General features: G+C 71.9%; 15 protein-coding genes. 1 reads left to right on the top strand and 14 read right to left on the bottom strand.

What is annotated here, in order from left to right; all coding sequences use genetic code 11:
- Nucleotides 1–137 precede the first annotated feature (137 nt).
- Nucleotides 138–1124 (top strand): methyltransferase domain-containing protein, encoded by a 987-nt coding sequence (locus tag ACFC96_RS22880; RefSeq protein WP_376613861.1) that lies wholly within the window; start codon nt 138–140, stop codon nt 1122–1124.
- 11 nt (nt 1125–1135) lie between these two features.
- Here ACFC96_RS22880 and ACFC96_RS22885 read toward each other — a convergent pair whose 3' ends face one another.
- The 14 genes from ACFC96_RS22885 to ACFC96_RS22950 form a co-directional block, all read right to left on the bottom strand.
- The gene (locus ACFC96_RS22885; protein ID WP_376613863.1) at nt 1136–2356 is read right to left on the bottom strand and encodes an FHA domain-containing protein; all 1221 of its coding nucleotides are present in this window, start codon (nt 2354–2356) and stop codon (nt 1136–1138) included.
- A gap of 35 nt (nt 2357–2391) precedes the next feature.
- Nucleotides 2392–3744 carry a VWA domain-containing protein gene (locus ACFC96_RS22890; protein WP_376613865.1) on the bottom strand — a complete coding sequence of 451 codons (1353 nt, stop codon included), beginning with the start codon at nt 3742–3744 and terminating at the stop codon, nt 2392–2394.
- Between the two features lie 161 nt (nt 3745–3905).
- Entirely contained in the window at nt 3906–5234 is a 1329-nt protein-coding gene (locus tag ACFC96_RS22895) for a PP2C family serine/threonine-protein phosphatase (protein WP_376256268.1), read from the bottom strand.
- A 4-nt stretch (nt 5235–5238) separates the two neighbouring features.
- Nucleotides 5239–7797 (bottom strand): tetratricopeptide repeat protein, encoded by a 2559-nt coding sequence (locus tag ACFC96_RS22900; RefSeq protein ID WP_376613867.1) that lies wholly within the window; start codon nt 7795–7797, stop codon nt 5239–5241.
- A complete protein-coding gene (locus tag ACFC96_RS22905) occupies nt 7794–9110 on the bottom strand; it encodes a hypothetical protein (protein ID WP_376256264.1) in 1317 nt (438 codons plus the stop codon). Before ACFC96_RS22905 ends, ACFC96_RS22900 begins: the two co-directional genes overlap by 4 nt.
- Nucleotides 9111–9192: 82 nt before the next feature.
- Nucleotides 9193–10197, bottom strand: a complete 1005-nt coding sequence (locus tag ACFC96_RS22910) for a glutamate ABC transporter substrate-binding protein (RefSeq protein ID WP_376256262.1) — start codon at nt 10195–10197, stop codon at nt 9193–9195.
- A 17-nt stretch (nt 10198–10214) separates the two neighbouring features.
- The gene (locus ACFC96_RS22915) at nt 10215–11657 is read right to left on the bottom strand and encodes a hypothetical protein (RefSeq protein ID WP_376613869.1); all 1443 of its coding nucleotides are present in this window, start codon (nt 11655–11657) and stop codon (nt 10215–10217) included.
- Nucleotides 11658–11922: 265 nt separating this feature from the next.
- Nucleotides 11923–12915, bottom strand: a complete 993-nt coding sequence (locus ACFC96_RS22920; protein ID WP_376256259.1) for an N-acetylglucosamine kinase — start codon at nt 12913–12915, stop codon at nt 11923–11925.
- Nucleotides 12906–14171: a 6-phospho-beta-glucosidase gene (locus tag ACFC96_RS22925; RefSeq protein WP_376613871.1), complete on the bottom strand. Its 1266-nt coding sequence runs from the start codon at nt 14169–14171 to the stop codon at nt 12906–12908. Before ACFC96_RS22925 ends, ACFC96_RS22920 begins: the two co-directional genes overlap by 10 nt.
- A gap of 8 nt (nt 14172–14179) precedes the next feature.
- Nucleotides 14180–15091 carry a carbohydrate ABC transporter permease gene (locus tag ACFC96_RS22930; RefSeq protein ID WP_376256255.1) on the bottom strand — a complete coding sequence of 304 codons (912 nt, stop codon included), beginning with the start codon at nt 15089–15091 and terminating at the stop codon, nt 14180–14182.
- A gap of 5 nt (nt 15092–15096) precedes the next feature.
- Entirely contained in the window at nt 15097–16032 is a 936-nt protein-coding gene (locus ACFC96_RS22935; RefSeq protein ID WP_376256253.1) for a carbohydrate ABC transporter permease, read from the bottom strand.
- 17 nt (nt 16033–16049) lie between these two features.
- The gene (locus tag ACFC96_RS22940; protein WP_376613873.1) at nt 16050–17387 is read right to left on the bottom strand and encodes an ABC transporter substrate-binding protein; all 1338 of its coding nucleotides are present in this window, start codon (nt 17385–17387) and stop codon (nt 16050–16052) included.
- Between the two features lie 71 nt (nt 17388–17458).
- On the bottom strand, nt 17459–18637 hold the full coding sequence (locus ACFC96_RS22945; protein WP_376613875.1) for an ROK family protein: 1179 nt from the start codon (nt 18635–18637) through the stop codon (nt 17459–17461).
- 217 nt (nt 18638–18854) lie between these two features.
- Nucleotides 18855–19391: an HNH endonuclease gene (locus tag ACFC96_RS22950; RefSeq protein ID WP_100594167.1), complete on the bottom strand. Its 537-nt coding sequence runs from the start codon at nt 19389–19391 to the stop codon at nt 18855–18857.
- Between the last annotated feature and the right edge of the window lie 101 nt (nt 19392–19492).

A 19492-nucleotide genomic window follows, 5' to 3' on the forward strand; every position in this document is an offset into this window, starting at 1 on the left:
CCCCGGGAATGCAGCACGTGTCCATCGTCTCAGACGACCGGGACGAGGACTTGAGGCTTAGGCCCTGCCCTCCCCGCACCCGACTACACCCCGGACGGGGGCTCGCTCTTCCGCCCCCGGCACAGCACAGTGGACGCATGGGCGCACAGGGCACGGACCCGGATGCGGGAGCCGACGCGGCACGGGCAGCGCTCGTGCGGGAGATCGCCGTGAGCGGGGCCTTCGACGGCGACCCGGCCTGGCGCGAGGTGTTCGAGCAGGTCCCGCGCCATGTGTTCGTGCCCTACTACTACCTTCCGGCGCCGGCCGGCTACCGGCGGCTGTGGCGCGAGGACCCCGACGTGCGGGAGCGGGAGCGCTGGCTGCGCGGCGCCTACGCCGACGAGCCGCTCGCCACCCGGGTGCGCGACGGGGAACTGATCTCGTCCAGCAGCCAGCCGTCCCTGATGGCGCGGATGCTGGTCGAACTGGACGTACGCGAGGGACACCGCGTCCTGGAGATCGGCGCGGGCACGGGCTACAACGCCGCGCTGCTCGCCCGCCGCGCCGGCGACGACAACGTCACCACCGTCGACCTGGACCCGGAGATCACCGAGTCCGCGCGCCGGCATCTCGCCGCGGCGGGCTTCCGGCCTCATGTCGTCACGGGCGACGGCGCGGTCGGCTGCCCCGAGCACGCCCCTTACGACCGGATCATCGCGACGTGCGCGCTCCGGGCCGTGCCCAGTGCCTGGCCCGCGCAGTGCCGGCCCGGGGCACGCATCCTGGCGCCCCTCGCGACCGGCCTGATCCTGCTCACGGTGGGCGAGGCCGGCCATGCCGAGGGCCGCTTCCTGCACACGCCCGCCTACTTCGTGCCCCTGCGTGGCGGGACGCAGGGCGAGGAACCGGTGCAGCACATCGGCGGGCTGCCCCGCAGGGTGCTCGCCGACGACCTCTTCCGGTTCCTGCTCTCGCTGACCGCGGGCCGACTCGACCCGCACGAGGCCCTCGCCCTGTGGGAGCGGGAGGGGCGGCCCGTGCGGGAACGGTTCGGCGTCACGGTCAGCGGTGAGCAGGAGTGGGCCTGGCTGGACGACCCCGAAGGGCCGTACGCCTGGTCGCTGCGTCCCGACCGGATGTGAGACGACAGGCCCTAGCCCCGGTGGATCGTGATCGTCGTCCAGGCGCCCACGTGCACCCGGTCGCCGTCCTGGAGCGGCACGGGGACGAAGGGCTGGATGGGGTCGTCGCCGCCGTTGACCGTGGTGCCGTTCGTCGAGTTCTGGTCGACGACCGCCCATGATCCGTCCGGCTGCTGCACCAGCACGGCGTGCTGGTGCGAGACGCCCGGGTCCTCCGGCGGCACCGACAGATCGATGTCGGGGGTGTCGCCGGTGGAGTGGCGGCGACGGCCGATCGTCATCTGGTTCCCGGTGAGCCGGCGCTGCTGCTCGGGCGAGTACGCGGGCAGGTTCAGGCCCGAGGCCTCGGGCCCGCTGCGGTGCATCATCGCCATGAAGTACTCACGGTCCGGGCCGATCGTCGCGCTCCAGGACGCGGGCTGCTGCTGGAAACCCTGGGGCGCCTGCGGGGCCTGGGTCTGCTGCGGTGGCGGGAAGCCCTGCGGGCCGCCCGGCGCCTCGGTCGCGCCCGGACCCTGACCCTGCTGCGCCGGGGCCGACGGGGGCGAGAGCACCCAGTCGTCACCGCCGCCGAACGACGGACCCGACGGACCGGGCGGAGGCGGCGGCGGACCCTGCGGGCGGCCGGTCTCCTGCGGGAACGCGGGCGGGGCCGGCGGACCCGGCTGCTGGAACGCCTGCGGGGCGCCGCCCGTGCGGGGACCCGGCGGGGGCGGCGGGGCCTGTGCCGGGCCGCCGCCGAACGGCGGGATCGGCTCGGCGGGCCGGTTCATCTGCGAGGGCCGCGAGCCCTGGTACTCGAAGGAGTCACCGGGACCGGGCGGCTGCTGGAAGCGGAGCGCCGGGTTCGGGCCGACGGGGCCCTGACCGGCGCCCGCGCCGGGGCCGGGAGCCGGCGGGTTCGGCGCGGCCGGCGTGTAGGACGTGGCCGTGTTGGTCAGGAAGTTCCACCGGCACTCCTCGCAGAACGGCGCGCCGCCCTCACGGGGCGTGCGGCACTGCGGGCACAGCTCGGGACCAGCGCCGGGCGGCGGCGGAGCGGACTGCCCCGTGTTCCCCGGCGGCGGGTAGCCGTAGCCGGGAGGCGGGGTCTGGCCACCCTGGGGGTAGCCGTAACCGGCGGCCGGGGGCGGCGGCGGAGGGGGCGGGGGTACGGCACCGGCCATGCGGTGACCGCAGACCTCGCACCAGTCGTCGGAACCCGACTGGTGTCCGTTCGGGCAGGTCGGCATGTCGGCGCTTCCCCCTCCGTTACTTCGCTACGTCATCACTTCTTGACACGGACAGTCTTGGTGGACCGGGTCTCGAGGGTCATTTCGTCGGCCTCGGCGACCTTGGCCTTCAATCGAACAGTACCTTCCGCGGCGTCGACCACGTCCACCACCTTCGAGAGCAGTTTGGCCGTATCCGCGTTCCCGGAGGCCGCGGCGAGCTGTACGGCGCGTCCCAGCTTGGCCGTCGCCCCGTCCGCGTCGCCCGCTTTGCGGGCATCCAGACCCTGCTGGATGACCTGTGCCAGTTCCGCCTGACCTGTGTAGTGCGCCACCTGTGGATTGATCGACGTGGACGCCGTCATGTCGTCCGTCCACACGGCCCGTACGAGTCCCTGCGCGAGGGTCTGCGCGCTGCCGTCGGCGCCCGGGACCACCAGCGAGACGCGGCCGGCCAGCATCTCCTGGCCGAGCTCGGCGTTCGGGACCTGCACGCACACGTGGTAGTCGCGGGACTCGTCGCCCCACGAACCCGTCGGGTAGTCGCCCGCGCGGGGCCCCGCCTCGACGCGTCGATCCGTCAGCTCCTCGACGGTGGGCGCCACTTGCTTCACGAATTTGATCTCGGCGCCGAGCGGCGTCCACAGCCGCAGCGCGACGTCCGCGACCTCTTTGCCCATCGCCGTCTCCATCATCCGAGTGAAGTCGGCGGCCAGGGCGGCCGGGTCCGCGACGATGTCGGCGGTGCCGAGCATGGCCGAGGCGATCCCCGTGACCTCCTTGACCTCCCAGTCCGTCCCCACGCCCCGCGCGTCACACGTGAAGCGGCCCGCGCACGCGTCGAGCGCGGCCTTCAGGTCCTCGGGCGACTCGTGCTCGTTGCGCCCGTCGGTCAGCAGGATGCCGTGACGCACCGAGGACGCGGGGACGTCGGCCGCCGACAGCAGCCGGTCGGCGAGGCGCAGCCAGGTGCCGATCGCCGTGCCGCCTCCCGCGGACAGCTTGCGCAGTGCCTGCTTGGCCTGGTCACGGGTCCGTGCGTCGGCGACCGAGAGCCGGCCACCGCCCGGGAAGACCTCCTTCGCCACGTGCGTCCCGCCGATCACGGCGAAGTGCACACCGTCGCGCAGGGTGTCGATCGCGGCGGCCGTGGCGTCACGGGCGTTGCGCATCTTCGTCGGCGGGTAGTCCATCGAGCCCGAGCAGTCGACCATCAGGGCGACCGCCGCGTCGGCCCCCCGGCCCGCGGCGTAGAACTGCGGAGCGGCCACCGCGCCGCCGACCGTGCCGCCGCCCGTCGACGTCACGGTCACGATCGCGTTGACCTCACGACCGCCCTCCGGCAGGAACTCGTTCTGATAGACGTCGACCGAGAACTGCGGAACGCTCGGCTTCGAGAAGTTGGCCATGGTTGTTGGTCCCCCCTGCACCTTCGTGCGCCTCGTGGAACTTCCCCGACGATCCGGCGACTTCCCCGCGTCGCCAGGGCCTTTCGTCCGGATCGTGCCGGGCTCGCGGGTCCTGGCACCGCGCCCCGTTCCCTGGTCCGGCCCGATCCGGACGAAAGGCCCTAGACCGATCCTGCCCCCTGCGGCGGGACGGGGAACGGCAGCACCGCCACTGTTACGTTGTCGTGGCCGCCGCCGTCGAGCGCGTGGCCCACGAGGACCTGGGCGCTGTGCAGCGGGCGGTGCGCCGCGTCGGCCGGGATGACCCTGGCCATCTCCTCCGCGGCCTCCGCGTAGTTCCACAGCCCGTCCGTGCACACCACGACCACACCGGGGCGGTCCGGCTTGAACGAGGCCGTGTGCGGCTCCAGTTCGTACGCGTCCGCGCCGAGCCAGCCCGTGATGGCGTGCGCGCGCTCGTCCGCGTACGCCTCCGCCTCGTTCATCAGGCCCGCCGCGACCATCTGCGCCGCCCACGAGTCGTCCTCGGTGAGGCGGGCGGCGGGGGCCGTGCGGTCGTCGGGCACCCAGTAGGCGCGCGAGTCGCCGACCCAGCCGACGATCAGCAGGTCCTTGGCGACGACCGCGCCGACCAGCGTGCACGCGGGCGCGTTCTGGTGCGGGGCGTGCTCGCGGGCCGAACCGGGCTCCTGCGCCAGGACGTTGACCGCCTCGGCCGCCACGACGATCGCGTCGTGCATGGCCTGCTGCGGATGCGTGCCGCGCGGCAGGGACTCAAGCAGCGCCTCGCTCGCGGCGCGCGACGCGGCCAGGGACGCCTCGTCGGGACGGGTCGCAGAGGAGACGCCGTCGCAGACGATCGACACGACGGACGGCGTCCCGTCGGGCAGCGCGGCCGACGCGATCGCGAACGCGTCCTCGTTGCGATGGTGGCGCAGCCCCCGGTCGCTGACCGCGGCGACCGCGCCCAACTCCTGCTCCATGTGGTCGCGTTCGCGCGGCTGCGCGTGCCCGCAGTTCTCGCAGTAGCCGTCGCGGTCGACGTGCCCGGCCCGGCACGCCACGCAGAGCTTGGTGCCCGCGGGCGGGGTCGCGAGCGCCTCGGGCGGCGCCGTACGCGGGTCGGGCGCGGGCAGCGTGTAGTCGCCGGCGCCGGCGGACTCGCCGGCCTGCTCGGGAACCCCGTCGAAGCGGACGGACGACGGCAGTTCGGAACCGCCCGAGTCGGTGCCCGGCAGGTCGGTGGGCAGATGCACGGGCGCCGGGGTGTCGGAGCTGTCGAGCTCGGGGGCGGCCGGCCACTCCACGGCGGGCGTCGGTGCCGGCGCCGCGCCGTCCGTGCTCAGGGTGACCGTCGGCAGGTCGTCCGGCGGGGCCGGCACCGCCGACAGGTCGTACCCGCACGCGCCGCAGAAGCGGTCACCCGACTCGAGTGGCTCCTCGCAGCTGGGGCACGTCGACATGGCCGTCGGCCGAGGCATCTGCGACATCAACTCACACCCACGTTCGTGGACGGTAACGGTTCGCCCGCTCCACCAGTTCGATCCTCTCCTCGCCAACCTGAGCGAGCCTGGCCAGTGTCCGGTACGAGCGCTCGAGGCCGAGTCGCAGCCCCCGCTCGTCCAGGTCGTTCCCCAGCACCAGGGTTCTCACGGGTCCCTGGCGTGGAGCGGAACCTTGACCACCGGAGAGTACCCAGTCGAGCGCGGTACCGAGGACCTCGGTCGACAACTGCTCCCGGCGCACCGCGTCCAGGCCGAACCCGTCCAGCGCCTCGACCTGGCCCGCCGCGGCCGTCAGGTCGTCGAGCAGGGGCCCGTGCGCGACGGCCGCCTCCGCCATCCGCTGCCGCAGCCTGGACCGCACCGCGGCGACCCGGGCCGCCGTGTAGTGGATCGACGACTCCGGCACGGACTCCAGGGTGTGCACGGCGCCGTGCCGGTCGGCCGCGGCGAGCTGCACCCGGGCCAGGCCGAACGCGGCGCTCACATAACTGGGGTCGGTGGCCCAGACGAGGCGGTAGTACTCCGCCGCGTTGTCCAGCTGGCCGAGCACCTCCGCGCACACCCCGAGCGCGAGCTTCGGGGCGGGCTCGCCCGGGAACGCGTCGTAGACCGCGTCGAACGACAGGGCCGCGTTCGTGTGGTCGCCGGTCGCGAGCGCCGCGACCCCGCGGTACCAGACGACCCGCCAGTCGTCCGGGTGCTGCGCCTCCAGCTCTGTCAACGCATGGGCGGCGGAGATCAGTTCGCCCATCTCGAGGCGGGCCCGCAGCTCGCGCAGGCGCAGCTCCACGGAGGCGGCGGGCGCGGCGCGCAGCGCGGTGATGAGCTCGCCCGGCGCCGACGCCATCAGTCCCGCGAGGAACCCGGCGTTCGGGTCGCCCGGGTCGACCCTCGGCACGGGGAGCGCGAGCGCGGTGATGGCGGCGTCGAGAGGCTTCACCAGCGAGCCGGGGGAGGCGGGTGTGCCCGGGGCGCCGGGGAGCGCGGTGGGCACGCCGGCCGGCGGGAGCGCGGGTGCAGCCTGTCGTGCGCCCCGCCCCCTGCGCCGCACCGGCTCCGCCCGGACCCCGAGCCGCGACACCTCGTCCTTCAGCTGCGCGAACAACTCCGTGTCCGTGACTTTGACTTCGGGCCCGAACAGCGTGGACAGGGCCGGGCGCGGACGGCCCGTCTGGAGGGCCACGACCTCGCGCAGCACGCCGGTCAGCTGCTCCGCCATCTCCTGCGCGGACGCGAACCGGCGGGCCGGGTCGGGGTCGGTGGCGCGTACGAGGAGCCGGTAGAACGATTCGTACGTGCGGAAGACCTCGATGCTGTCGGGGTCGGGCAGCGAGTCCGCGAAGACGTTCGTGTAGCCCTGGAAGTCGAAGGTCAGGACGGCCAGCGTGCGCGCCACCGTGTACAGGTCGGAGGCGACGGAGGGGCCGACGTCCGCGACCTCGGGTGCCTGGTAGCCCACGGTCCCGTAGATCGCCGACTCGTCGTCGTCCATCCTGCGGACCGCGCCCATGTCGATGAGCTTGAGCTGGTCCTCCGTCTGGATCGCGTTGTCGACCTTGAAGTCGCAGTACAGGAGGTTGCGGCTGTGCAGGTGCCCGAGGGCCTCCAGCGCCTCGATCCCGTACGCGCAGGCCTGCTCGACCGGCAGCGGGTCGCGCTTGCCGGCCGGCGTGCGGCGTCCGTTGGCGATCTCCTTCAGGGACTTGCCGCCGACGTACTCCATGACGATGTAGCCGTCCATGGAGCCGGTGCGCTGGTCGAGGTGCTCGACGAAGTTGTAGATGCGGACGATGTTCGCGTGCTCGATCTCGGCGAGGAAGCGGCGCTCCGAGATCGCCGCGGCCATCGCGTCCTGGTCACCCGTGTCGAGGAGGCCCTTGAGGACGACCCAGCGGTCGGAGACCGCGCGGTCCACGGCGAGATAGACCCAGCCGAGCCCGCCGTGCGCGAGGCAGCCCACCACCTCGTACTGGCCGTGGACGATGTCGCCCGTGCGCAGTTTCGGCACGAACGAGTACGGGTGGCCGCACTTCGTGCAGAACCCCTCCGTGCGGCCCGGGCGGTCCCCGCGCGCGCGGCCCACCGGCGCCCCGCAGTCCGAACGCGAGCAGAATCGCTTCCGCTCGGGGACCTCGGGGTTCTCCTGGATCATCGCCCGCGGGTCGGGCCGCGGCACGTCCGGCACCTGGACCAGCCCGGCGCCGAGGCGCCCGCGCCCCGAGGACGCGGCCGAGGCGCCCGAACTGCGCACGGACACCGACCGGGACCCCTGCGAACCGGCCGACAGCGAGCGCGACAGACGGCCCGAGACGGACCGGCGCGACTGCGAGGAGCGCGAACTGGCCCGAGAGGACCGTGAACTGCTGCGCGCGCTGGAGCTGTTGGAGCCACGGCCGCCGACCGTGACGCCCGTCGGCGGCGACGTCACCATCCCCGTCGGCGAGACCACCGGGGCCAGACCGCAGGTGTCGCAGTACAGCTCCCCGCCGCCCACGTCCTCGTACGACCCCGCGCACCCGGGGCGCTGGCACTGCCGCTGCTCGCTCATGATTCCCCCCTCCGGTCGGCGGGACCGCCCTGATCGGGCACCCGCGGGACCAATACGTCGGCGGCCGCCCGCTGGTACCGCAGGACCGCGTCCTCGGCCGCCCGCAGGTCGCAGGGTGCGCTCCACAGCATCCGCCGGGCCGCGTCGTAGCGCTCCACGAGCAGCGGGTCCTCGGCGAAGCCGAGCCGCGCCACCTTCGCCTTGTACGCGTCGAGGCGGCCGCGCAGCTCGGCGCGGACCGCCAAGGGCTGGGTGACCGCCGTCAACGACTCCCGGGCCCGCAGGAGTTCGTCCTCGGCCCGAGTCTCCAGCGTCTCCAGAAGCGGTGAGAGCCGGTGCCACTGGGCGGATCTGCGGTACTCGGCCGCCGTCGCCAGCTGCTCCTGGAGCGCCGTCGGCGGGCCGCTGACCGCGGGCACCTCGAACGCGGCGATCTTGGCGAGGACCTCGCCGCGCGCGGTCCGCGCCTCGGCGAGCGTGCGGTCGGCGCGCGAGAGGACGTCCCGCAGCCTGCCGAGCCGGACCTCCGCGTCCTGGCGCACGGTCAGCACCGCGTCGATCTCCCGGCGCACCTCCTCCAGGGCCCGTGCCTCACGGTCGTACGCCGTCGTGTCGGGACGGCCACCGCCGGGCGCCGAACTCCCGCTCCCGGAGCGCCAGTACGCCAGCGGATCGGACACGACGTCCTCCCGCAGCCGCGCCAGCGCGTGCGTGATCCGCTCCAGGTCGTCGCCCGAGGGGTGCTCACCGGGGCGTACGCCGACGGAGTGCGCGAGCTGGCGCGTGCGGCCCAGCTCGGCGGCGAGGAGGTCTATGCGGGCGGGCAGCGCCGACCAGACGGCGTCGGCGGCGACCACCATGTCCAGCGAGCTCGCGTACAGGTCGTTCATCCGCTCGACCAGGTCGGCGAGCGTGAACCGGTCGCTGAGCCGGGCGGGGCCGGTGAGCGACGCGGGCGTGGAGGGGCCGCTTCCGGCGACGGTCACGCTCTCGCCGCGCAGCAGCTCGGTCAGCTCGACGAGGTCCTCACGGCTCGACCAGCGGCGCCGCGCCCGTATCTCACGAGCGGAGCGCAGCGCGGCGGTGTACGCGTCGAAGTACGTCCACAGCAGGGTGATGGCCTGGTCCGCGGCCGCCCAGCGCTCCTGAGTGGTGCCGGTCAGCCGCGCGCCTTCGAGGAGTCTGCGGCCCGCGTGGTCCTGGAGGGCGAACAGTGACGTCTCGATCGCCTCGTGCTCCGCGCCGAGCCGCGCCAGCGCACGGTCCACCTCGTCCCGGTCCATCACCGGATTGGGGGGTCCCGTGACGCCCATCGATCACCTCTCCGTTCACATCGCTGCCGCCGACTGCCGTCGGCCGTCGCTGTGCAGTGCCGCAAGTAGCGCCCGGCCGGGGCTACTTGTACTTCGGTGCGGGCGGCCCGGAGGACGCGCCGAGACCGTCCTTGAGCCACGTGTCGTACGAGTCCTGCCAGCCGCCGTCCTTGCGGAAGTCCTCCAGGACCTGGTTGACCCGGCGTACCAGGTCGTCCGTGCCGCGCTTCATCGCCACGCCGTAGAACTCCTTGGTGAACGGCGTGCCCTTGAGCTCGACCGTCGGGTCCTGCGCGGCCTGGCCCGCGGCGAGCGCGCTGTCCGTCACCACGGCGTCCACCTCGCCGAGCTGCAGCCTGACGAGGCAGTCCAGCTGGTTCGGCACCGTCGTGGAGATGTCGGCGCCGGGGGCCAGCGTGCCCGCCTTCCGGTCCGCGTCGAGACGGTCGAAGGCGGTCGAGCCGGCCGCCGTGCAGATCCGCTTGCCCGCGAGCGACTTGTCGTACCCCGTGATCGAGGAGGTCTTGGGCGCCAGCACCTGCTGCCCGGTCTGGAAGTAGGCCGTGGAGAAGGCGACGTCCTTGAGCCGCTCGCAGCTGATCGTCATCGTGCGGACGACCATGTCGACGTTCCCGTGCTTGATCGCGGGGATGCGCTGGTTGGTCGGGATCGCGCGGAACCGGATCAGGTCGCGGTCGCCGAGGATCTTCTGGGCGATCTCGTGCGCCAGGTCGATGTCGAAGCCCTCGAGCTCGCTGGACTTCTTGTTCGGGTCGCGGTAGCCCCAGTGGTAGCTGTTCTGGTCGACGCCGACGATGAGGTAGCCGCGCTTCTTGATGGCCTCGACCGCCGCACCCGACTCGTCGCCGGACGGCTTCAGACTCCGCTCCGGATCGGTGCAGTTGTCGGCCCTGGCCTGCACGCCCGTGGCCAGACCGGGGCCGCCGACACCCGTGCTTCCGTCGACGCCGGCGCCCCGGGTCAGGGGGAGCAGCAGCGCGAGGACCGCGGTCAGGGCACAGGCGACCGCCATGGCCGCCACACCGCCCCAGCCGCGCAGGCTGGTCCGCATACGTCGTGCGCTCATGGCTGTCCCGCCCCCTCTCACCGGTACTCCGAAAGCCGGCGTCCGATGCCGAGCACGGCGCCCGCCGCGCCCAGCACGGCGAGTACCGCGGCACCCACCGGGAGCCCCGTCATCGCGCCGCGCCCGTCGGTGGCCGCCTGCTTGAACTCCGCCTGCTCGTGCGTCAGGGCGGACTGCAGTTCCTTGTCGACGTTGTCGAAGCACTCGCGGGTCGGCTTGTCCTGCGCGGAGCCGATCACCTTGTCGAGCGCCCCCTGGTAGTTGCCCGCGTCGTCCTGCTCGCGCGCGTCCTTGTGGCGGTCCTGCCACGCCCGCATGTTGTCACCCGCGGCCTGCACGGGCCGCTTTCCCGTGCTGTCGTCGGCGAGCTTCGCCGCGTCCCCGAGCTTCGTGGCGAGCGTCTTCATCTGGTTCTGGTAGTCCACGTCGAAGGCGTCCTCGGCCACGCCCTTGACCTCGACGGTCTCGGCGCCGCGGCTGACCAGCGTCAGGTTCTCGTTGCCCCGCGCCTTGAGGGAGGCGATGCGCGCGTCGTGCAGCACGTTCAGCGAGCGGACGCCGTGGTCGTACGACTCGTCGAGTCCCGCGCGGGCGACGCTGTGGCCGACGACGAGCCACAGGAGGACGACCGTGGACGCGGCCGTCGCGGCGACCAGGCCGTGGTTGAGCACGCGGTTCGTCCGGTGGTAGTTGCGCCGCTGGGCCCAGGCGAGCGCGCCGAGCGCGACGACGCCGAGGCCGATCGCGGCCCAGGGGTAGGGCGTGGCGCTGTCGTAGTCCGAGCGGAGCCGCTCGTTCTCCTTCTTGTACAGGTCCTCGGCCGCGGGGAGCATCTGCTCCTGCATCGTCTCGTTCGCGTACCGCAGGTAGGCGCCTCCCAGAGGGAAGCCCTGCCGGTTGTTCGCCCGGGCGCGTTCGATGAGGCCCTTGTACTGCGGCAGGAGCTTGTTGAGCTTCGAAATGGCCGCGGTGGAGGGGGAGTCGGGGTCCGAGTTCGCCGCCGCCGTCACCAGCTTGGCCGCGGCCGTCCTGATGTCCTTCTCGTACCGGTCGCGCGTCTCGGCCGGCTCCTGGCCGCCCGCCAGGAAGCCGCTGGACGCCGCCGTGTTGGCGTCGGCGAGCGAGCGGTAGATGTCCGCCGCGTCGGCGCTCAGGGGCTGACTGCTGTGCAGGACGTCGTCCGCGGCGGCCGAGCGGTCGGTCGTCTGCCAGGCCGTGACCGCGCCGAACGCCACGACGAGCAGGGCGAGTACGGCGCCGATGATGCGCAGGCGCCCCGGCTCCGTCGTCGCCGCGGCGCGCACCCGGTCGACGCCCTCCGCCCACGCGGTGCTGCGCGGGGGTGTGACGGGCTTCGGGCCCTGCGCGTGCGGCGGCCGCACCTGCGGCGGCACGGACGGCACGGTGGGCGCGCCGACCGTCCCCGGCGGCGCCGCGCTGCCGTTCGGCGGGTTGTTCACTCGACCTCCCCCATGGTCATCGGCCGGCACTTCCGTCCGGCGTGCGGGGAGCGCGGGCGAAGGTGCACGGCCGCAAGTATTGCCGCCGGGACTGACATCCGCACAGCCATTGACTGGATCTTGTTCGGATTCCCGTGCGAACGCACCAAACCGACCGCCCCCTCGACCGCCGTCGTGCAGCCCCCTGCCCTTGAACACGAAGGGAGAATCCGATCGGTTCCCTCCGCGCGCGCCGGGCGCGGCAGCGCGTGCCGCCGGGGCCCGCTCAGCCCCCGAAGTGCGCCCGCACGCGGGCGTGCACGTCCTCGTCCGCCCCCACGGCGTCGAGGCCGAGCAGCACCGCGCCCAGGACGGGCGGTGCGCTGACCACGCGCGGCACCGCCTTCGGGGCGCGTGCGGCCAGCATCTCCCGTATCCGGTCGTCGAGTTGGGGATGACGTGCGGCGAGCACCGAGCCGCCCAGGAGCACGGGCGCCTCCTCGTCGAGCAGGCCGAGCCGGTCCAGGGCCACCACGGACATGGCCACGACCTCGTCGCCCATGCGGTCGATCAGGGCGCGGGCCACCGGGTCGCCGTCCGCTGCCGTCGCGAAGAGCACCGGCGTCAGCTCGTGCCGTCGCTCCATCGGGATGCGGCCCAGGTGCAGCGCCTCGATCAGCGCGTACATGGAGGGGAGCCCGAAGTGCGCGGGCAGGGAGCGCATCAGGGCGGTCGTGTCGCCACGGCCGTCCTCGGCGCGCGCCGCGTACCAGAGGGCCTCCTCGGCGAGGCCGCCGCCACCGCCCCAGTCGCCGGAGATCTTGCCGATCGCGGGGAAGCGGGCGGTGCGTCCGTCGGGCAGCATCCCGGCGCAGTTGATGCCGGCGCCGCACACGACGGCGACGCCGCGTGGCTCGGAGTCCTTGAGGAGCCCGGCGCGCAGGACGGCGAAGGTGTCGTTGCGCACGTCGACGGAGGCGGCCCAGCCGCGCGTACGCAGCTCAGCCGCCAACTCCCTCTCCTCGACGGGGAGATCGGCGTTGGCCAGACACGCCGAGACGTGTCCCACCGTGGTCGTGCCCGCCTCGGCGAGCGCGCGGTCGACGGCCTCGGCGAGCACGTCGACGGCGGCCTCGACACCCACCTTGGGCGGTTGGAACCCGCCGCCGCGGGCCGCGCCGACGACGGTGCCGTCGGCCGCGGCCACCGCGACGTCGGTCTTGCTGTTGCCGGCGTCGATCGCCAGCACCCAGCCGTTCACAGAAGAGCTCAGACCCACGCGAGGTGCTCCCGGTTGTGGGCGATCAGCTGGTCCGTGAGCTGCTCGGCGTAGTCGATCTGGCCCACCAGGGGATGCGCGAGGAGTGCCTTGAAGACACGGTCGCGGCCGCCGCGCAGGGCGGCTTCGAGTGCCAGGTCCTCGTAAGCGGTGACATGCGCGACGAGGCCCGCGTACAGCGGGTCGAGCGCGGGTACGGCCAGCGGCCTCGCGCCCTTGCCGTCGACCGCCGCCTGTACCTCGATCACCGCGTCGTCGGGCAGGAACGGCAGTGTGCCGTTGTTGTACGTGTTGACGACCTGGTACGGGGAGCCGCCGCCTCCGAGGAGGGACGCCGCCAGGTCGACGGCCGCCTCGCTGTAGAAGGCGCCGCCCCGCCTGGCGAGCAGCTCAGGCTTCTCGTCGAGCGTCGGGTCGCCGTACATCTCCAGCAGTTCTTTCTCCATCGCGGCCACTTGGGAGGCGCGCGACGGCTTGGTGCGCATGTCCCGCACGACCTCGTCGTGCTGGTAGTAGTAGCGCAGGTAGTAGGAGGGCACGACCCTGAGGCGGTCCACGATCGCGCGGGGCATGTGCAGGTCCTCGGCGATGGCGTCGCCGTGCTCGCCGATCAGGCGCGGCAGCACGTTCTCGCCGTCCGGGCCGCCGAGGCGGACGCCCAGCTCCCAGGTGAGGTGGTTGAGGCCGACGTGGTCGAGGTGGACCTGCGACGGCGTCACGTCGAGCAGCCGCGCGAACTTCCGCTGGAAGCCGATCGCGACGTTGCACAGACCGACGGCCTTGTGCCCGGCCTGGAGCAGCGCGCGGGTCACGATGCCGACCGGGTTGGTGAAGTCGATGATCCAGGCGTTCGGGTTCGCGCGGCGCACCCGCTCGGCGATGTCGAGGACCACCGGCACCGTGCGGAGCGCCTTCGCGAGACCGCCCGCGCCGGTCGTCTCCTGGCCGACGCAGCCGCACTCCAGCGGCCAGGTCTCGTCCTGGTCGCGGGCGGCCTGGCCGCCGATGCGCAGCTGGAGCAGGACGGCGTCGGCGTCGGCCACACCGGCGTCCACGTCGCTCGTCGTACGGATGACGCCGGGGTGGCCCTGCTTGGCGAAGATGCGCCGCGCGAGACCGCCGACCAGTTCCAGGCGGTCGGCCGCCGGGTCGACGAGCACGAGCTCCTCGATCGGCAGAGTGTCCCTCAACCGCGCGAATCCGTCGATGAGTTCGGGTGTGTAGGTCGAGCCTCCGCCGACCACGGCGAGCTTCATATCGGTTCTCAGCCCTTTACTCCGGTGAGGGTGACGCCTTCGACGAAGGCCTTCTGTGCGAAGAAGAAGACGATGCAGACCGGCGCCATCACGAGGAGTGTCGCGGCCATCGTCAGGTTCCAGTTGACGCTGTGTGCGGACTTGAAGGACTCGAGGCCGTACGACAGCGTCCAGGACGCGGGGTTCTGGGCCGCGTAGATCTGCGGCCCGAAGTAGTCGTTCCAGCAGTAGAAGAACTGGAACAGCGCGATCGCGGCGATGCCCGGCTTGGCCATCGGAACGATGATCTTGAGCAGGGTCCGCAGCTCACCGCAGCCGTCGACCTTGGCCGACTCGATGTACTCCTTCGGGATCGTCAGGAGGAACTGACGGAGCAGGAAGATCGAGTACGCGTCGCCGAACGCCATCGGGATGATCAGTGGCCACAGCGTGCCCGACAGATGGAACTGCTGGGCCCACACCAGGTACATCGGGATCACGATGACCTGCGGCGGCAGCATCATCGTCGAGATGACGAGGATCATCGCCGTCCGGCGGCCGCGGAAGCGGAACTTGGCGAGCGCGTACGCGACGGGGATCGCCGAGCACACGGTCAACAGCGTCCCGAGGCCCGCGTAGAGCAGGGAGTTCTTCCACCAGTCGAGGAAGCCGTCGGTCTCGAAGACGGCCCGGTAGTTCTCCCAGTGCCAGGAGTCCGGCCACAGGTCGCCGCTCATCGCCTGGCTGTCGCTCATCACCGACGTCAGGAAGACGAACACGAACGGCAGGATGAACAGCAGCGCGACGGCGATCGCGACGCTGTGCACGGCGATCCAGTGCAGGACGCGCTTGCGGCGGGCGCGTGCGGCGGCGGGGCCGCGCGCGGGCGGGGCCTGCGCGGGAACCGCGGCCGGGGTGGGGCTGAGTGTCGTAGTCGTCATCCTGATCAGTCCTCCGCCGCGAGCAGACCCGAGCGCTTGCGCATGAGCAGCATGGTCACGGCCATGGCGATGGCGAAGAGCACGAGCGAGAGAACGCACGCCGCGCCGGTGTTGAAGTTCTGGAAGCCCATCGAGTAGACGAGCTGCGGGACGGTGAGCGTCGAGTGGTCCGGGTAGCCGGGCTGGATGACGCTGCCGGGGCCGATGGAGACGCCGGAGGCGATCTTTCCGGCGACCAGGGCCTGCGTGTAGTACTGCATCGTCTGTACGACGCCGGTGACGACGGCGAACATGACGATCGGAGTGATCGACGGCCAGGTCACGTACCGGAACTTCGACCAGGCGCCCGCGCCGTCCAGCTCCGCGGCCTCGTACTGCTCCCTGGGTACGTCGAGCAGGGCGGCCATGAAGATCACCATCAGGTCGCCGATGCCCCACAGCGAGAGCATCACCAGGGACGGCTTGGCCCAGGCGGCGTCGTTGAACCAGTTCGGGCCGGTGATACCGAGGTGCGCGAGGACCTCGTTGACCGGTCCCGTCGAGGGGTTGAGCAGGAAGACGAAGGCGACGGTCGCCGCCACCGGCGGGGCCAGGTACGGCAGGTAGAAGGCCGTACGGAAGAAGCCGGCGCCGGTCTTGATCTTCGTGATGAGCAGTCCGAGCGAGAGCCCGAACACCACCCGCAGGGCCACCATCACGACGACCAGCCACAGCGTGTTCCACAGGGCGGGACCGAACAGCGGCATCTGCTCGAAGACGTACTTCCAGTTCCGCAGCCCCACGAAGTCGGGCTTCTGGATCTGGTTGTAGTGCATGAAGGAGAAGTAGACGGTGGCGATCAGCGGGTACGCGAAGAAGACGCTGAAGCCGATCAGCCAGGGGGAGAGGAAGCCGAGCGTGCGCAGTCTGCGCCGCGTGGGATTGGACAGTGTCAAGGCCATGATGGGGCTCCCGCTCCTCAGCTCTTCGACTGAAGGGTGTCGGCGTCGATCTGCCGGTCGAGCTCGCGCAGCCCCTTCTTGAGGTCGTGGACCTTGCCCGCCTCGACCGAGTACGAGAAGTCCTGCAGAGAGGTGACGTACATGCCGCCGTTGGTGGAGGGCGGCATGACCTGGCTGTACTTGTTCTGCGCGATGTCGAGGAAGGTGCGGAACGTCGGATCGGCGTCCAGCTTCGGCGACTTGAGGGCGGCGAACGTGGACGGCACGTTGTGGATCGCGTTGGCGAAGCTGACGACCTGATCGGTGTCGGCGGTCAGGTACTTGACCAGCTCCCAGGCCGCGTTCTGGTGCCTGCTGCTGTGTGCGATGCCCGCGACGGTGCCGGTGAGATAGCCGCGCCCGTACGTCTCGGCCTGGTCGTCGGGGACCGGCAGCGGTGCCACGCCCCAGTCGAAGCCGACCTTGGCCTCGTTCATCATCAGGCCGCGCCACTCGCCGTCGAGGTGCATCGCCAGCTTGCCGTTCATGAACGCGTTCTGCGTGGACATCTCGTCGCCGAAGGACGTGCGGAAGCGCTCCAGGGCGTTGTAGCCGCCCTGTGCCTCGACGAGCTTGTGGGTGGTGTCGAAGAACTTGTACGTGGCGGGGTCCTTCGCGAGCCGCGAGTCGCCCTTGGAATCGAAGTACGTGGGGCCCCACTGGGCGAAGAGCCGGTCGGGGCTGTTCTGGTACAGGCGGAAGTTCGGCATGAAGCCGACGCGCCGGTAGGAGTTGCCCGCACGCTTCGTGAGCTTCTTGGCGTCGGCCTCGAACTCGGACATGGTCCGCGGCGGCCGGCTGATGCCCGCCTCCTCGAACGCGTCCTTGTTGTAGTACATCCCGTACGCGTCGGCGAGCAGCGGCAGGGCGCACTGGTTGCCGTCGTAACTCGTGTAGTCCAGGAGGGTCTTGGGGAAGACCTTCGCCTTGTCGAGGCCGCTCTTCTTCATGAACGGGTCGAGATCCGCCCACATGCCGGAGTCGCAGTACTGGCCCACGTTGTTGGTGGTGAACGAGGTCACCACGTCGGGGGCCTCGTCGCCTCCGGCCCGCAGCGCCTGGTTGATGGTGGCGTCCGTGACGTTCCCGGTGGCCTCCACCTTGATGTTCGGGTGGAGCTTCTCGAAGCGGGCGATCGAGTCGTTGATCGCCTTCACCTCGCCCGGGGCCGACCAGCCGTGCCAGAACTTCAGCGTCACGGGCTTCGTCGGGTCGTCGTCGGCGCTGCCGACACTCGGGTTGGCGCAGCCGGACAGCAGCAGTCCGGCCGCGGCGAGCGCTACGGGCGCGCGCAGGGGTACACGCCATCGCGGCATGGCGAACGTCCTTTATCTGTACGGGAATGGGAGGAAGTGACGAAAGGCGGGGGAGAGGAAGTCGAGCGGAGTCAGACGTTGCCGGTGTCGAAGACGATGTCGCGGGCCTGGGTCAGCGCCGAGCGCAGGGCGCCGGTGAGGATCGGATCGTCGTCCAGATCGCTGATACGCAGCTGGGGCCGCGGCAGGGCGAGCCCGGTGAGTTCGTCCTCGACGCGGACGCGCAGCGCCTCGCCGCCGGTCTGGGCCACCTGTCCCGACAGGACGACGAGTTCGGGGTCGACGACGGCGACGACGGCGGCGAGCCCGGTGGCCAGGCGGCGCGCCACCTCGTCGAGCACGGCGGGGTCGGCGAGGGCCTCGCCGAGATCCTTGGCGCCCCCGGCGAGCAGCCGCACGGCGGGCGCGGCGACCAGGCTCTGGAAGCCGCCGCCCGCGTCCTCGCCCGCGATCTCCTCCTCGCCGCCGCGCGCCAGCGGGGCGCCGGGCAGCGGCATGTAGCCGATCTCGCCCGCGCCGCCGGTCGCGCCCCGCAGGAGCACGCCGCCGAGCACGATCGCCGCGCCGACACCCTCGTCGACATAGGCCAGCACGAAGTCGTCGTGGTCCTGCGCCGCGCCCTCGTACTGCTCGGCGATGGCGGCGAGATTGACGTCGTTCTCGATGGAGACCGGGGTGCCGAGGACCTCGGCGAGCTCGGCGAGCAGGGTGCGCGAGTGCCAGCCCGGCAGGTGCGGGGCGTACCGGAGCTGGCCGGTGTGCGGGTCTATGGCGCCGGGGGTGCCGATCACGGTGGCCGTGATGTCGTCGTGGCCGAGTCCGGCCTGCCGCAGGGCGCCGTCGAAGGCCTCGGCGACGAGCTGGGCGGTGCGGTGGCGCACGTCGTCGGCGACGGCGACGGCCTCGATGCGGCAGCGGCCGCGCTCGGTGCCGGCGATGTCGGCGACCACGGCGGTGACCCCGGTGGGGTCCGCGGAGACGGCCACGATGTGGGCGGCGCCGGGGTGGATCTCGTACAGCACGGCGTTCGGCCCGGGCCGCCCCGTCTGGCTGCCCGTGGTGCGCACCAGGCCCACCGCTTCCAGCCGGCTGAGCAGCTGGGAGGTGGTGGGCTTGGACAGGCCGGTCAGCTCTCCGATCCGGGTGCGGGTCAGGGGGCCGTGCGCGACGAGGAGGTCGAGTGCCGCGCGGTCGTTCATGGCGCGCAGGACGCTCGGGGTACCGGGGGTTCCCGGGGGCGTACCGGCCATGACCTGTCTCCTCGCAGCACTGTTAGGAAGGTTTCCTATTTGATGTGCGAGGAACGTAAGCCGTGGGTGAAGGGGGCGTCAATAGCCGACGGCCGTCAGGCAACCAAGTCGTTACCCGGGCCGTCCGGGCGCGCGGCGCACGCGTCGTGGCCGTACGCCGGGAGACGTACGGCCACCTGGTGACACGCGCCCGAAAACGCGAAGACCCGGATCGTTGTCAGGCGGAAATGCCTTCGATCCGGGCCAGTGCCTCGTCCGCGCCGAACGGCTGCAAGTACGGCAGCCAGCGCGGATCCCTGTGCCCGGTCCCGATGATGCGCCAGGCGAGCCCGGTCGGAGGGGCCGGCTTGTGCCGCAGGCGCCAGCCGATCTCGACCAGGTGACGGTCGGCTTTGACGTGGTTGCAGCGGCGGCAGGACGCGACCACGTTCTCCCACGCGTGCTGGCCGCCGCGGCTCTTGGGAATGACGTGGTCGACGCTGGTTGCGACGCCACCGCAGTACATGCACCGCCCGCCGTCCCTGGCGAACAGCGCCCGCCGGGTCAGAGGAACGGGCCCCCTGTAAGGGACCCGGACGAACCGCTTGAGGCGGACCACGCTGGGCGCGGGGACAGTACAGGTTGCGCTGTGCATATAGGCGCCGGACTCCTCGAGGCACATGGCCTTGTTCTCGAGGACCAGAACGAGCGCGCGGCGGAGCGGTACGACGCCGAGTGGCTCGTACGACGCGTTGAGGACCAGGACATGCGGCACGGATGCCTCCTTGTACGCCGGCGGCGCGTGGCTCGCGCCGGGACGATCTGTAGTCAGTTTCCCCTCATGGCCTGCACAAGCGCCACCATGTCCCGGTAACG

Origin of the sequence: Streptomyces sp. NPDC055955 (assembly GCF_042270245.1) — a bacterium.
Taxonomy (GTDB): Bacteria; Actinomycetota; Actinomycetes; order Streptomycetales; family Streptomycetaceae; genus Streptomyces.